The organism is Chitinophaga sp. Hz27, from assembly GCF_042263525.1.
GTDB lineage: Bacteria > Bacteroidota > Bacteroidia > Chitinophagales > Chitinophagaceae > Chitinophaga.
Map to the genome: position 1 here is coordinate 453546 of NZ_JBHKFJ010000006.1, position 15865 is coordinate 469410.

Consider the following 15865-nt stretch of genomic DNA (forward strand, 5'->3'; position numbering starts at 1 on the left):
CGTTACTGTTGTACAATTTATTTTTTAAAAACAGATCTCTCCTGAAATGAAAAATATGGTATTGCCGAAAGTAATTTTTGGTACGAGTGGTTTGGGTAATTTATATGTAGCACTTCCGGAAGCAATAAAACTTGCTATCGTTGACGAATGCATTAAATGTTCCCCTGGACAGGTAGTATTTGATACTGCCGGCAAATACGGCGCGGGCCTGGCTTTAGAAGTATTGGGCAGCAGTTTGGAAAAACTGAATGTCAACCCTGAAGATGTGCTTATCAGCAATAAATTAGGCTGGCTGCGTACCGAATTAAAAACCAGTGAGCCTACATTTGAACCAGGTGTATGGCGCAACCTGCAACATGATGCAGTACAGAAAATAAGCTACCCAGGTATCCTGGAATGTTATGAACAGGGAAATAGTTTGCTTGGAAACTACCATGCAGAAATGGTTTCAGTGCATGATCCCGATGAATACCTGCTTGCTGCGGAAAATGAAATTGATCAGCAGTTACGTTACCAGGATATATTAGATGCTTATCGTGCCCTCCATGATTTGAAAAGAGAAGGTAAGGTAAAGTCGATAGGAGTGGGTGCAAAAGATTGGCGTATCATCGCCAAAATAGCCGACGATGTGGAGCTGGACTGGGTCATGATTGCAAACAGTATGACTATACATAGTCATCCGACAGCATTACTGTACTTTATGCTGACCTTACAACAACGGCAAATTGCTATTATAAATTCATCTGTATTTAACGGAGGCTTTCTAACTGGATCTTCGTACTATAATTATCAATTAACAGATCCTGTAAAGGATCCGGCCTTATATAATTGGCGGGAGCATTTTTACCGGCTATGTCATGAACATAATGTGAAACCCGTAGAAGCCTGTGTAGTATTTGGTGCGAAAGCGCCAGGTGTTGGTAGTATTGCTTTAAACACAACACAGGTAGAAAGAGTAGCGCAGAATATAGCATTGCCTGATGCCGTAATACCAGAAGAGTTTTGGAAAGAAATGAAAGATAGTGGTTTGATTGATGCTGATTATGCTTCCCGATTTTTATAAATTTTTATAACGCAATGAAAAGATATTATCTGGCGCTAGATCTCAAAGACGATCCACAATTGATTGCGGAATATGAGCATTGGCACCAATCGGAAAATGGCTGGCCGGAAGTAAGGAAAAGTATTCTGGATGCAGGCATTATAGAAATGGAAATATACAGGACAGGTAACAGGTTGATGATGGTAATGGCCACCAATGAGCGTTATGATGCTTCCGCAAAGGCGGCTGCAGACGCGGTGAATCCTAAAGTGCAGGAGTGGGAGCAGTTAATGTGGAAGTTTCAGCAACCGTTGCCATGGGCGGAAGACGGAGAGAAGTGGGTAATGATGAAACAAATTTTTCACCTTTAAAATTTAATGGGAAATATGCGGCAATGGGTTTTTAGTTGATAATGTTAGCTGAACTATTAATTATTAAACTAAAAATGGCAATAGCACAATGGTGCATATTGCCATTTTTTATTTCCTGTTATGATTTATTGTCAGCTTTCGCTGGTGTCTCTATTGCTTAATTATCTTAAATGATTTTATTCCTTTGCTTCCGGTAATCTTAACAATGTAGGCATTTGGCAGGAGAGAGGCTCCAAATTCGAAACGGTTATTTACGCTACCTGGCTTTATGGCTTCTACCAATCGTCCTGTCATATCAAAGATTTCAATGAGGAGGACTTTTTCTTTATCATTGATTTGCAGATTAAAGGAAGAGGAAGATGGATTAGGCGAAATTGTTGCCTGTGATGTCTCTTTCCCGGTGGAAATCGGGATCACTGTTTGTGAAGACGCCGACACTGCCGCCCGGGCATTTGCTATGGTAGCAGTAGTCCATTGCTGGTTGTAGCTGGAACCGCTGCTCCACTGACCCAAGTCTGAGCCATTACCGGTGGAACCGAGTCCGTCCAGGTATAAACCTGTTGCTCTGTTTTTAAACTTAACATAACCGCCGGCGCTTTCCATCGTCCATTGTTGGTTATTGCTGGAGCTGCTGGCCCACTGTCCTGCAATGGAACCATTAGTATTTCTGCCCATTCCATCCAGGTATAAACCGGTGGAGCGATTTTTTAATTTTACATAACTGCCGGCGGTTTCTAAAGTCCATTGCTGGTTATAGCTACCACTATTACTCCATTGTGAGCAGTTGACACCATTGGTAGTATTGCCCATTCCATCTATCAGCAGGCCAGTAGCGCGATTGGCCAGTGTTACATAAGAGGCAGTGGTGCCGCCTGCTCCCTGCATAATTGCATTCACAACGGCTTGGTCACTCACTGCAGCAGTGCTGCGGTTGAAGATTCCGAAGTCGCTGGCGCCGTTGTCCCAGTAAACAGGTACCATGCCTTTACTTTTTGCGGAACTGGTAACATACTTGTTGAAATACGCTCTGGAAGCAAGGTGGAGTGAAAGGTCTGCCGGATTACTTCTTTTAATGGCGCCATATTCTCCAATGATAACAGGAATGCCATTATCTACAAACTTTGTTTTCATCAGTCCTAATGCGCGTTCTACTTCACTTTCTTCCCCCCAGGTGCTATTGCGGTCTGTTTGAGTGGTAGAGTGGTAGCCATTTCCCCAGTAGTAAAACATACTTCCCCAGGAGGCGTCAGCGGTCAAGCCACAAAACTGCCATGGTGCATAATAATGAACTTCCATCATCAGACGGTTGGGTGTTGGGTCTGTGGGCATTGTATTCATCAGGTTATAGGTGTTGTCTATACTGGTGGATGGCCCCTGGATAATAAGACTGCGGGTGCTGTTATTGCCACCGGTTGCACGAACTGCGTTGATAAAGGTCTGGTGATAAGACAACAGCACAGACATACCAGTGGCATCGCTCACCGCAGGTTCATTGGCGCTGGCAAAGAGCAAGTGCTCATTATAGTTTTTAAAATAATTTGCTATCTGTGTCCAGTAATTCTGTTGTTTGGCATTAACGGAACTTTGTGCGCTGGTGGTGCAGTTATTTTCCAACCATCCGCCATCCCAGTGAATATTGATGATCACATACATGTTATTATTGATGCAATAGTCTACAACTGTTTTCACCCGTGCAATCCATGTGGCATCAATTACACCGTTGCTGGTATGACAATCCCAGGCACAAGGAATCCTTACAGTATTAAACCCTGCGGTCTTTACTGAATTAATCAGTGCCTGAGTGGTCGTGGGATTTCCCCAGGCATTTTCGCCACAGATTGCATCCAGTGTGTTTCCAAGGTTCCAGCCTACTTGCATCTGACCGGCTACCTGCTGTGCGGTAGGGAGCTGGCTCCAAGCCGGTAGGGATAAAAGCAGACTTACTGCAAAAAACAATAATTTGCATCTTATCGATGCCGCTATGTATAGAAGATGTTTCATGGTATTAGTAGTTTTAGATAATTTGTGGAATTATTACTGTGCCATCATTCGTAATTGATTAATCTCCCGACAAGAGAAGCTATAATTTTCAGTGGAATTTGTATTACAGGGATGAACCAGGCTGCATTGAATGATGATTCCGGGTACAGCATATTTATGCCAGAAATAATTATTTGTTAGATTGACATTTAAAATTGCTAAATTACGGTGGTAAACCTTTGGGATGGGGAATATACAGTAGAATAGCCAGGCAAATAGCTGACAATACGAATGTTTTCATAACGAGGAAATTGACTACGCGGAATAATGTAATAAAGTTAAAATATACATCCTGAATTGAGGGGTATGGAATATGTCAGATTATGGTACTTAATGTTACAATACCCTTTAAAAATATCGGTTCTGTCTGTGTGAAAAGAAAGTTGCTGCCAACTGAAAGCATATTAACGCCAGTGCAGAAATATTTGCATTTAAAACCTACAACAATGCGTCACCTTTTAGGGATTGTACTAATGCTGCAGTCTCTGCTCGCTTTTTCGCAGGGTGAGCATTATAATTTTTCCAGGCTTAATACTAATAACGGCCTCTCAAACAATCAGGTAAATGCAGTATTAAAAGACCAGGACGGTTATGTATGGTTTGCCACTTCGTATGGTCTTAACCGTTACGACGGATATTCGTGCAAGATTTTTCGTAAAGATCGCAATGATAGCGCATCATTGATGGATAACAATGTGCTGAACCTCTTTGAACTGCCAAATAGAAAAACGTGGTTGGCTACCATGAGTGGCCCCTGCATTTATAATCCTGACACAGAAAAATTCGATCCTGATGTCAAGGGTTATTTATCTTCCATGGGCTTACCCATACAGTCTATTGCTGCTGTTGTTAAAGGAGATGCAGGCAGATATTGGTTTCTTTATGAAAATAAAGGTCTTTACCTATATTCCACCCACGACAAAAGCGTAAAAGCATTTGCATCGCAGTATAATACCCCGTCTTCAGATAGAATCGTATGCATACAGGAAACTACGGATGCTAAGCTATGGGTAGTACATTGGTCGGGCCTATTAGAAAAATATGATATCAGCCAGGGTAAAATTATTTTTTCTACCACCGCGCTGCAACAGCAGTACACTCCTGGAAAACCGTTGCAACTATTCGTAGACAATGACGGTGATATTTGGTTATGGTGCTATAATAATGGTCTGTTTTATTTTCAGCCCACCAAAAATACCGCTATCCACATAGGCAAAAACTCGATTCCTGTAAAGCTAAACTCAGAGCAGGTAAGCCAGGTGACACAAGATAGCAATGGACTCATCTGGGTAGGAACGGATCATGGTGGGGTAACACTCATCGATAAGAAAAATGACTTTCATACCTACTACCTGCTGAATAATCCGAATGATCCAAAAACAGTCAGCCAAAATAGTGTCACCACCATCTATAAAGATAACAGGGGCATCATGTGGTTGGGTACCTATAAGCAGGGTATCAGTTATTACAATAGTGATATCATTCAATTCCCTTACTATTATCATCAGGAATCAAATGCACAGAGCCTGCAATATGATGATGTGAACCGCTTTGTGGAAGATAAGAATGGAAATATCTGGATAGGCACCAACGGCGGTGGATTAATTTATTTCGACAGGAAAAATAATTCTTTCAAACAATATCTCTACGATCCACACAATAGCAATAGCCTGAGCAGTAACGTTATTGTAAGTCTTTGGTTAGACCAGGAAAACATACTTTGGATAGGCACCTATCTTGGTGGATTGAATAGTTTCGATGGAAAGACATTTACCCATTACAGGCATAATGAAAATGACGCTGCCAGCCTAGCAGACAATACAATCTGGGAAATATTCGAGGATAGTAACAAGCAACTCTGGATCGGTACACTAGGCGGTGGATTGGATCAATACGACCGAACAAACAAACAATTTGTCCACCACAGGAAAAGCGGAGGGGAGAATTTCATTTCTGCGTTGATGGAAGATCAGAAAGGTAATTTGTGGGTTGGTACCAGCGGAGGCATTACTGTTTTTAATAAGAATAAAACCGTTCATTCCTTTTACCATCAGCTTAATCAGAAAAATAGTCTGAGTGATAATATTATCCTTTGTTTGCTGGAAGATAGTAAAGGCGGTGTTTGGATTGGAACGCGGGAAGGCCTCAACCTGTTTGATAGCAGTACTGGCACATTTCAGACATTTACCATCGCGGATGGACTTCCGGACAATGTAATATTGAATATCCTGGAAGATGCACAACAAAACTTCTGGATCTCTACACCTAATGGATTGTGTAAAGCTACACCCATGCTGCACAAGGGTCATATGAGTTTTTCGGTTGTTAATTATGATGCTACCAATAACCTGCAAAATAAGGAGTTCAATGAAAATGCAGCGCTGAAAACAAGGTCGGGTGAATTGATCTTTGGTGGGCCATTTGGTTTTAATATCATTATGCCCGCAGCTATAAAACAACCGGTTGGCCGCCATGATATTGCTTTTACAGGTTTTCAAATATTGGATAGAAATATAACGCCCGGTGAAAGTATCAATAATCGGGTGCTATTGGACCGGGCATTGTCGCAGGTAGAAAGTATTGATCTGAAATATAAAGAGAATGTTTTCTCTATCGATTTTGCCTCGCTGGACTTTTCGCATAACAGCAATGATAAATACGCGTATATGCTGGAAGGGTTTAATACCGACTGGCTATATACCGAAGGCAGCCAGCGAAGAGCTACCTACACTAATCTTAGTCCGGGCCATTATGTTTTCAAAGTGAAAGTACTCGACAGAACCGGAGTATGGAGTGAAACTAAAACAATCAAAATTAATATTGAACCGCCCTTCTGGCGAACGCCTTTTGCGTATATCATTTATCTGTTGACTGCCATTGGTTTGTTTTGGCTGATTCGTCGTATTACGCTGGAAAGAATACATATGCGTTTTGAGGTGAGGCAACAGCGCCGGGAAGTAGAAAGGGCCCATGCTTTGGAACAAATGAAGACAAAATTCTTTACCAATGTAAGCCATGAACTACGTACTCCGCTGAGTCTTATTATCGCACCGTTGAACAGGATTATTACCAATACAACAGACCATTCACAGAAAGAACAACTGCATCTGGTCCAGCGAAATGCAAAAAGATTATTAAACCTGGTCAATCAGCTGCTTGATTTCAGAAAAATGGAGGTGCAGGAAGTAAAGTTGCATCCCGCTGTGGGCGATATTGTTAGCTTTTGCAGAGATGCCAGCCTGTCCTTTACAGATATTGCATCCAATAAGAAAATTCAATTGTCGTTTTCCAGTAATATAGATTTTCTGGAAATATATTTTGACAAGGATAAAATAGAAAAAATTCTATTCAACCTGCTGTCCAATGCATTTAAATATACCAATGACAACGGGAAGGTGAGCGTAGAACTGAAATATACTGCCCCTTCAAAAAATGAGGAGGATGGAACACTAGCCATACATGTAAAAGATTCTGGTATCGGTATTCCTGCCACTCAGCACGAAAAAATATTCGAACGTTTTTTCCAGACAGAGGTGCCAGGGCACATGGTGAACCAGGGAACAGGCATAGGTTTGGCCATCACTAAAGAGTTTGTGAAACTCCATAATGGAAGTGTTGCCGTGCAGAGTGAACCTGGCCAGGGAACCTGCTTTGAAGTATCACTTCCCGCAAGGAAGATCTATGTTACTCCCCATATACCTGCGGTGGTTCCGCCTGTTGACGAAGAAACCCAGCTCTCTGCGGAAGAGAGTAGGAGAGGAGACAGGAAAAAAACGATTATGGTGGTGGAAGATAATGAGGACCTGCGCTTTTATTTGAAGGACAATCTGAAAGACCAATACCATGTGGAAGAAGCAACGAATGGCATGGAAGGTTGGGAAAAAATAAAGCGGCTGAACCCGGACCTTGTGGTAAGTGATATTATGATGCCTTTAATGGATGGAGTGGCACTTGCCGGAAAAATTAAATCAGAAACCCTTACAGCACATATCCCCGTAATCCTGCTGACGGCCATGGGCAGCGAAGAAAAGCAATTGGAGGGATTAAAAGCCGGCGCCAATGACTACGTAACAAAGCCGTTTACTTTTGAAATTCTGTCTTCCCGTATAAATAATCTATTGATGCAACAACAATTATTGAAAAAGAGATTTCAGAAACAGATTGAAGTACACCCGGAGGAGGTAACCATAACGCCAGTAGACGAGAAATTTCTCAAGCAGGCATTAGACATTATCGAAAAACATATCGATAACCCGGATTTTTCAGTAGATGAGTTTAGCAAAGAAATGTTTATGAGCCGGGTTACACTTTATCGTAAAATCAATGCGCTTACAGGTAAGTCGCCACTGGATTTTATTCGCAGCATTCGATTGAAAAGAGCCGCGCAATTATTAGAGAAAAGCGGATTGTCTGTTGCTGAAGTAGCCTATCAGGTAGGGTTTAATACACCGAAGGTATTCAGTAAACTATTCAAGGAAGAATTTAGTGTAACGCCTTCAGAGTATGCAGTGAATCCTAAAAGTAGAAGCGCTAAAGCCTGATATCAGGGCATTTGTAACATTTGGCCCCCTATGTCGAATCAATTGAGACCATGGCTACTGCCAGCATAGCAATAGCTTTACAGCTTTAATCCACGTATATGAATTTGAGATTGCTGCTGTTTAGCGTATTGACATTTGTCACAACTTTTGATTTGATGGCCAAGCCACCGGCTTATATTAAATTGCCGGATGGTGTATTGTTATATACTGATTCACTTTTTACTGATGTACCTTATGCTGTTAAACTGGAAGTAATAACGGATAATATTATCAGGGTGACAGCTGCTCCCGGGAAAGAGATAGTGCCGGCAAACAGCCTGGTTACTGTTTACCAGAAACAAGCTGGTCTTACCTGGGACATCCTACCTTCTGAAGAGAGCCTGGTACTTAAAACAAAAAAGTTAATAGCTACCATCAATCGCAGGACCGGCGCTGTTACTTTCACCGATCTGCATGGGAAAAAGATCCTGGCCGAGAAGCAGCCTTCCGGCCGCAGTTTCCAGAAAGCAATTTTTGACGGACAGCGTTATTACTCGCTGACACAATCATTTCAAACCGATGGTGGGGAGGCATGGTATGGCCTTGGCCAGCACCAGGACGGCGTCCTGAATTATCAGGGCCAGCAGGTCAGCTTTTTTCAGAATAATACAGAAGTAGCCATTCCTTTTTTAATCTCCAGTAAAAATTATGGTATCCTGTGGGATAATTATTCGCTGACTAAAGCCGGTGATATCAGGCCGCTTCACCAGCTGGGTGCTATGCAGCTCTATTCTAAAAAAGGAGAAAAAGGCTGGCTCACCGCTACCTATGCTAATGATTTACATAATCCGCAGATCGTAAGTGTTGAACGTGCAGAAAGCAGTATCAATATGGAATACCTGGGCGAGTCTAAAATCCGCCTCCCGGAAGAATTTACACCTGCCTCCGGCATGGTCACCTGGGAAGGGATGCTCGCCAGCGACCTCACAGGTATTCATCAGTTTCATTTCGTATATGGAGGGGCTGTGAAAGTATGGTTGAATGGCAAACTGGTACTGGACAGATGGAGAAAAGCATGGAACCCCGCACCAGCAATAATTCCATGGAATTTTAATAAAGGAGAAAAAGTGCCCGTGAAGATTGAATGGATACCGGAAGGAGAATCTTATCTGTCGTTAAAATGGCAGGAACCATTAACGGAAGATCAGAAAAACAGCTTCGGCTTTTCTTCTGAAGCAGGAAAACAAATTGATTATTATTTCGTGTATGGAGATAATATGGACGAAGTGATCTCCGGTTACAGAACGCTTACCGGCAAGGCGCCTATTGTTCCAAAATGGGCGTTGGGCTTTTGGCAAAGCAGGGAGCGATATAAAACACAGGAAGAGATCCTCGCTACGGCAGCTGAATTCCGCAAAAGACAAATACCTATCGATAATATTGTGCTCGACTGGAGTTATTGGAAAGAAGCAGAATGGGGAAGCCAGGAATTTGATGAAAAGCGTTTCCCTTCTCCTGATAGCATGATTAGTTTGTTGCATAAGAAATACAACACACAGATCATGATATCTGTATGGCCAAAATTTTATGATGGCATTTCTGCTTATAATAATTTTGATAGAAATGAATGGCTGTATAAAAGAAATATAGCAGATCAACAAAGAGATTGGATCGGTAAAGGTTATATTTCTACTTTTTATGACGCTTTCAATTCCTCCGCCAGGAAAGGGTTCTGGGACCTGATCAATCAAAAAATTTATACTAAAGGCATCGATGCCTGGTGGATGGATGCCAGTGAGCCGGATATTCTTTCCAATGTAAGTCCGGAGAAAAGAAAACTCCAGATGACGCCGACTGCCTTAGGCAGCGCTGCCGAATACCTCAATGCGTATCCGCTGCAAAATGCTAAAGGTATCTACGAAGGACAGCGGGCTACTGATCCTGGTAAAAGGGTTTTCCTGCTCACACGTTCCGGCTTTGCGGGCTCACAGCGCTATGCTGCGGCCATCTGGAGCGGTGATATTGGGTCTACCTGGGTGGACATGAAAGCCCAGATAGCAGCAGGCGTTAACTTCTCTATGTCCGGACTTCCATACTGGACAATGGATATTGGGGGCTTTGTAGTGCCGCAGAAATTTGAGAAACCTAATGCAGAGAACCTGGAAGAGTGGAGAGCGTTAATGACACGCTGGTCTCAGTTTGGCGCATTCGTTCCGTTGTTCCGTTCACATGGACAGTTTCCTTTCCGCGAAGTATTCAATACCGCACCAGAAGATCATCCTGCCTACAAAAGCTTTGTCTACTATGATAAGCTGCGTTACCGCATGCTCCCATATATTTACTCATTAGCCGGCTGGAGTTATCACAATGATTATACGATCATGCGTGGCCTTGCTATGGATTTTTCCAAAGATACTGCTGTACTGAATATTGCCGACCAGTATATGTTTGGTCCGTCTATTCTTGTAAACCCCGTGTATGAATACAAGCAAACGCAACGTGATATGTACTTGCCAGTATGTGCAGGTTGGTATGATCTTTATTCAGGGAAATGGTACAATGCCGGTCAAAAAATAGTGGCAGCAGCACCTTATGAACGTATGCCGCTATTCGTGAAAGCCGGGTCTATCCTTCCTTTTGGCCCCGAGCTACAATATACTTCTGAAAAACAACCAGCTATCATCACCTTAAATATTTATACTGGTGCAGATGCATCATTTAATCTCTATGAAGATGAAGGAACCAACTATAATTATGAGAATGGCGCCTATACTATTATTCCAATAAAGTATGATGAGAAAACTGCCACCATCACCATTGGTAACCGTCAAGGTTCGTTCAAAAATATGTTGAAGAAAAGGACATTCCGCATTAATATGATCACTCCTGATAAAGCCAGACAACTGGATCTTGATACAAAATGCGATAAAGAAGTGGTGTATGAAGGAAAACCACTAATAATAAAAAAGTAGCCAATTTTAAATTCTCACGTATGAAGTCAGCTAAAACTATTCGCTTGCGAATGTTGCTACTACTGGGTATAATTTTAATGTGTACCCTTAGTAAAAATACCTTTGCACAAACTGTCAGGGTAAGTGGAACGATCACCAGTCAGACCACTTCGTTACCTGTGTCGGCAGCCTCTGTGGCGGTGAAGGGTGGACATACTTCCACCATCGCCGATGGTGTCGGAAAATTTACTATCACTGCATCCAGTGGTGATGTACTGGTTATCTCTTCGGTAGGTTTTGTGCCGAAAGAAGTGAAAGTAACTTCCAGTGATCTGAAAATTCAATTGCAGGAAGCAGAAAGCCAACTGGAAAATGTTGTCGTGATAGGATACGGTGTGCAGAAGAAAAAGCTCGTCACCGGAGCCAATGTGCAGGTAAAAGGTGCCGACATTCAGAAACAGAATACCACCAATGCTTTACAGGCATTACAAGGCCAGGCAGCTGGTGTGCAAATTACTTCCTACTCCGGACAACCAGGATCAGGAATGAATGTTGTCATCCGTGGTAAAGGTACCGTCGGTAATTTTGCACCGCTATACATCGTAGACGGTGTTCAAACTACCGATATTTCTTACCTGAATCCAGCAGACATCGGCTCCATTGACATCCTGAAAGATGCCGCATCTGCCGCTATTTATGGCTCCCAGGCCGCGAATGGTGTGATTTTGGTGACCACCAGAACAGGGAAAATAAATCAAAAACCACAGGTTACCCTCGATGTCTTCTATGGTCAGCAGCAGGTTGCACGTAAAACAAAATTACTGAATGCAAAAGAATATGCTACCATTATCAACGAAGCGGCTGTAAACTCCGGAAAGGCGCCATACTTCAGTGACGACATTGTAAACAATATGCCAGTCAGTACCAACTGGCTGGACCAGATGTTCAAAAATAATGTACCTACCCAAAACTATGTGCTGGGCGTACAAGGCGGAGGATCAGGCTCCATCTATTCCTTATCGCTGGGATATACCAGCCAGGGGGGTATTGTAGGTGGCGATAATATTTCTTATTTCGATCGTTACAATTTCAGAATTAACTCTGAACATAATTTATATCAGAATATCGTGAAGATAGGAGAACATATCACTTTCAATTATCAGAACAATCATGGTATTGCGGTAGATGGTCAGTATAATAATACACTACGCAGTGCTTTCAGCACCAGCCCCCTTCTTCCTATGTACGATGCTGCTGGTAATTATTTCAGCAGCGACAAAACAGGCTGGTATCCTGGTAAGCCAGACCAGGCCTGGAACAATGGAGAGTCGAATCCATATGCAGTGATGGACTATACCACCAGGAACCGTAACAGCAGCCAGGGCTTATTTGGTGATGTGTATTTGCAGGTAGAACCTATTAAAGGATTGAAGTTTCGTTCCAGCCTCGGTTTAAATTATAATGCTAATCAAAGTCATGGCTATACGCCGGTATATCATCTTTCTATTTATTCCTTTAACGACACAGCCAAAGTAACGCAATCAATGGGGAATGGCCGTACCATTCAGTTTGATAACTTACTTAGCTATGATTTCAATGTTCATCAGGACCATCATTTCAGTGTGATGGCAGGTAGCTCTTCACTGAAAGCACAGACAGTAGGCATGAATGGTAGTAACTGGGATCTGCGTGTGGCTGATCTCCAGCATGCCTATCTTTCTGTTGCACAGAATGTAAATAAGGGTGCTCCTTATATGAGTTTGAGTGGTGGCCCAACAGCAAGTGCGTTGATGTCTTACTTCGGACGCCTTCAATACGATTTTCAGGAAAAGTATTTATTGAACCTGACTTTCAGGGCGGATGGCTCTTCAAAGTTTGCACCCGATCGCCGCTGGGGTTATTTCCCATCTGTGTCTGCAGGCTGGGTTGCTTCCAGGGAAAAATTTATGCAAAATGTTAATTGGCTTGACTTCCTGAAAATTCGTGGCAGCTGGGGCCAGGTAGGTAATCAGAATGTGGCTGCATACCAGTTTTTGTCTCCCATCAGCTTCAGTAATACCGCCTATATATTCGGACCTATTGAAGGCGTAAATACACAAGGAGCCTTTCCAAACCGCATCGCAAATCCTAATGTCAAATGGGAAACATCAGAGCAGACTAATATCGGCTTTGACGCTACCGTGTTGCAGCGTTTGAATGTGACATTTGATTATTATGTGAAGAAAACAAAAGACTGGCTGATCACCGTTCCTATCCTGGCAACGGCTGGTGCTGACGCTCCATTGATCAACGGTGGTGATGTGAAGAATGCTGGTGTTGAACTTTCCCTGAACTATAATAACACTATTGGTACCGATTTCCACTATGCTGTTGGCGTCAACGGTGCCTACAATAAAAACAGGATAGGCAATATTCCCACGAACGATCATGTACTGCATGGTAATTCCAATGTGCTGTATGCCAATGCCGGCGAGTTTTATCGCGCTGCCAATGGTGAACCAGTGGGATATTTCTGGGGATTCAAGACTGCCGGTATTTTCCAGACGGCAGACGAAGTACAGGCTTATAAAAGTAAGTCCGGCGCGCTTATTCAGCCGAATGCAAAACCAGGAGATGTTCGTTTTGTGGACCTGAACGGCGATGGCGTTATCGATGCCAACGATAAAACAAAAATCGGTGACCCTAATCCTGATTTTACTTTTGGTTTTAATATCAGCCTTAACTACAAAGGTTTTGACTTCATGGTGCAGGCTTCCGGTGTATCTGGTAATCAGATCGTACAGTCATGGAGGAGTCCGGGCGGCTTTGCCAATTACAGCTCAGAAATACTAGGCCGCTGGCATGGAGAAGGTACCTCCAACAGGATTCCGAGAGTTACGGAAGATGGGGCAAACTGGTCGCAGTTCTCAGACTTGTATGTACATGATGGCAAGTTCCTTCGTATCAGCAATATTACGCTGGGTTATGATTTCGCCAAATTGCTGAAGAAGAATTACCTGGGAAATTTGCGTGTATACGCTTCCGTTCAAAATGCTTTCATCCTTACCAAATATAAAGGTATGGACCCTGAAGTTGGTTATAATGAAGGGTTTTCATCGGGTGTTGACTTAGGATATTATCCACGTCCAAGAACATTTATGGTAGGCGCAAACATCCGTTTTTAATTTAAAATGAATAAGCGATGAAAAACATTAAATACTATATACTGTTTACTGCGTTATTGTCTATGATTGCCTGTAAAAAGGATTTCCTGGATACGGAAGATGTAACCAGTGCAACCGAACAGAATTTTTACAAAACACCCAATGATGCCTGGAAAGCACTGGTAGGTGTATATGATGGCTTGCAGCGTGTGTGGTCAGGTGGGATAGCCTTTCCCGTAGCTTCTACGATTATGTCTGATGAGGCTTTTGGTGGCACCGGAAATGCCGATGGTTTTGGTTACCAGATGCTGGACGAATTTGATAAACTGCGTTCTCCTTCTGATCAGGATTTGTTCGGGGATTCTTGGAGCCTTTATTATAAAGCGATATACCGTGCCAATATGCTATTGACGCATCTCGACGGCATAGATTGGAAAGGAAATACCACCTTACGCAATACCTATGAAGCAGAAACAAGATTCATACGTGCTTATTGCTATTTTGACATGGTCAGGTTGTGGGGCAATATTCCATTGATTACCAAACCCACCACTGATAATGTTCCACAGGCAAATGCAGACAGTGTTTATAAACTCATTGCCCAGGACCTGAAATTTGCTGCTGCCAATCTTCCTGCCACGAGCTATCCTGCTCAAGACCCTTCTACGCACGGGCGTGTTACCAAATGGGCCGCTGAATCTCTGATGGGTCGTGTGTTTCTGTACTACACCGGTTATTACAGCAAGCCTGATGTGGTAGGAGAGATCTCCAAAGCCCAGGCGCTGGCTTCTCTGGAAGATGTTATAAATAACGGTGGCTTTGGCCTGGTTGATAAATTTGCCAACCTTTGGCCAGCAGCTTCGCTGAATAATTATGCAGGAGAAGATAATAAAGAAACCGTGTTTGCCATAAAATACACTTTTACCAGTGACTGGAACGGAAATGTAGATGGCAATACCTGGATGGTATTATATGGTATCCGTATACAAAGCATTTATCCATATGGCATGGGCTGGGGAGGCGCTACAGTTAATCCAAAGCTCTGGAATGCCTTTGCACCTACCGATAGTCGTCGTACTGCTTCTATCATTTCCTTTAATGATGAAAAGCTCAACTTCACGAACATCAAAGACCAGCGGGAATATACTGGTTATACGATCAAGAAGTATACACCTATGGCAGATGAGGCTGGGAAAAGTCTTGCTGAAAAAATGGGAGGCGTCAGCTTTATGATCAGCCAGTATCAGGATTATGTATCCATCCGGTATTCAGATGTATTGTTGATGGCTGCTGAACTTGGCTCCGCTGGCGCTCAGAGCTACTTTGATGATGTCCGCAAAAGAGCTTATGGCGCTGATTTTGTGCAAACGCCCGTTAACGAGGATAATATCCTGAATGAAAGAAGACTGGAGTTTGCAGCAGAGGGTATACGTTATTGGGACTTATTACGCCAGGGCATCAACGTTGCTTCTTCGGCAATTGCTGAATCAGTGACTGTCCAAAATGGTGGCGTAAACACTACTAAAACAATATTGGCTTCTAAGATCCAGGAAACAAAAGGATTGGCACAAATACCTTATACACAGATCACATTATCTAATAATGTCTTGAAACAAAACGCAGGGTGGTAGGTCAGGTACTTCTACACTATGTTGATATTTTTTATCCATTCTAATAAATGATCAGGGAAGCCGGGGTTGGGAGAAACAGTGATGTTGGATGAATGCAAATATGAAGCCCGGCTTCCTGATTATACCTGGTGGGTGTTATTTCTATAATACCATTACCTGAAATTGCT

Annotated in this window: 7 protein-coding genes; 6 read left to right on the forward strand and 1 reads right to left on the reverse strand. The window is 42.7% G+C overall.

The window, feature by feature from the left end; genetic code table 11:
- The first annotated feature begins 46 nt into the window (after positions 1-46).
- Both ACE38W_RS16665 and ACE38W_RS16670 read left to right on the forward strand, forming a co-directional pair.
- Positions 47-1063: an aldo/keto reductase gene (locus ACE38W_RS16665; RefSeq protein WP_375832384.1), complete on the forward strand. Its 1017-nt coding sequence runs from the start codon at positions 47-49 to the stop codon at positions 1061-1063.
- A 14-nt stretch (positions 1064-1077) separates the two neighbouring features.
- On the forward strand, positions 1078-1413 hold the full coding sequence (locus ACE38W_RS16670) for an L-rhamnose mutarotase (protein WP_375832385.1): 336 nt from the start codon (positions 1078-1080) through the stop codon (positions 1411-1413).
- A 150-nt stretch (positions 1414-1563) separates the two neighbouring features.
- Here ACE38W_RS16670 and ACE38W_RS16675 read toward each other — a convergent pair whose 3' ends face one another.
- Positions 1564-3414 carry a cellulase family glycosylhydrolase gene (locus ACE38W_RS16675; protein WP_375832386.1) on the reverse strand — a complete coding sequence of 617 codons (1851 nt, stop codon included), beginning with the start codon at positions 3412-3414 and terminating at the stop codon, positions 1564-1566.
- Between the two features lie 485 nt (positions 3415-3899).
- Here ACE38W_RS16675 and ACE38W_RS16680 point away from each other — a divergent pair, with 485 nt between their 5' ends.
- The 4 genes from ACE38W_RS16680 (at position 3900) to ACE38W_RS16695 (ending at position 15698) form a co-directional block, all read left to right on the forward strand.
- Positions 3900-7994: a two-component regulator propeller domain-containing protein gene (locus ACE38W_RS16680; RefSeq protein WP_375832387.1), complete on the forward strand. Its 4095-nt coding sequence runs from the start codon at positions 3900-3902 to the stop codon at positions 7992-7994.
- Between the two features lie 98 nt (positions 7995-8092).
- Positions 8093-10945: a TIM-barrel domain-containing protein gene (locus tag ACE38W_RS16685; RefSeq protein WP_375832388.1), complete on the forward strand. Its 2853-nt coding sequence runs from the start codon at positions 8093-8095 to the stop codon at positions 10943-10945.
- A gap of 20 nt (positions 10946-10965) precedes the next feature.
- The gene (locus ACE38W_RS16690) at positions 10966-14088 is read left to right on the forward strand and encodes a SusC/RagA family TonB-linked outer membrane protein (RefSeq protein ID WP_375832389.1); all 3123 of its coding nucleotides are present in this window, start codon (positions 10966-10968) and stop codon (positions 14086-14088) included.
- Positions 14089-14105: 17 nt separating this feature from the next.
- Complete coding sequence (locus ACE38W_RS16695) at positions 14106-15698, forward strand: RagB/SusD family nutrient uptake outer membrane protein (protein WP_375832390.1); 1593 nt, start codon at positions 14106-14108, stop codon at positions 15696-15698.
- Positions 15699-15865: the final 167 nt, after the last annotated feature.